This window comes from Vibrio sp. 10N.222.49.C9, assembly GCF_041474985.1.
GTDB lineage: Bacteria > Pseudomonadota > Gammaproteobacteria > Enterobacterales > Vibrionaceae > Vibrio > Vibrio crassostreae_C.
Genome location: NZ_JBFRVD010001147.1, coordinates 1 through 286, shown reverse-complemented (window position 1 = coordinate 286; position 286 = coordinate 1). Strand labels below are relative to the sequence as shown.

The following is a 286-nucleotide window of genomic DNA, read 5'->3' as shown; positions in this document are numbered from 1 at the left end:
TTTTCCAGCTTGCTGTTGTATGTGAGTGTTAGTCGATCGGTTGAAGAAGAGAAATTAAAGTAATAATTAATATCTAGATAACCCTGCCATTCCTTATTAGTGTTGTAGTCATCAGTGTACTCAGCGCCAACACTCACACGCCAACTGGAACTCCGCCAGTCTGCTCTAATGTTATGGGAAGCTTCATAACGCTCGGCACTCTTGGAGTCTGTCACTAAAAAGTGGCTCGTGTAGTAAGTGAGATCTAAGGCAGATGATATAGAGTAGGTGTAATCTAGTCTGCCTC

Annotated in this window: 1 pseudogene; it reads right to left on the bottom strand. The window is 42.7% G+C overall.

What is annotated here, in order from left to right:
- Positions 1-286: pseudogene (locus AB4585_RS27300) on the bottom strand (hypothetical protein); the annotation flags it as partial.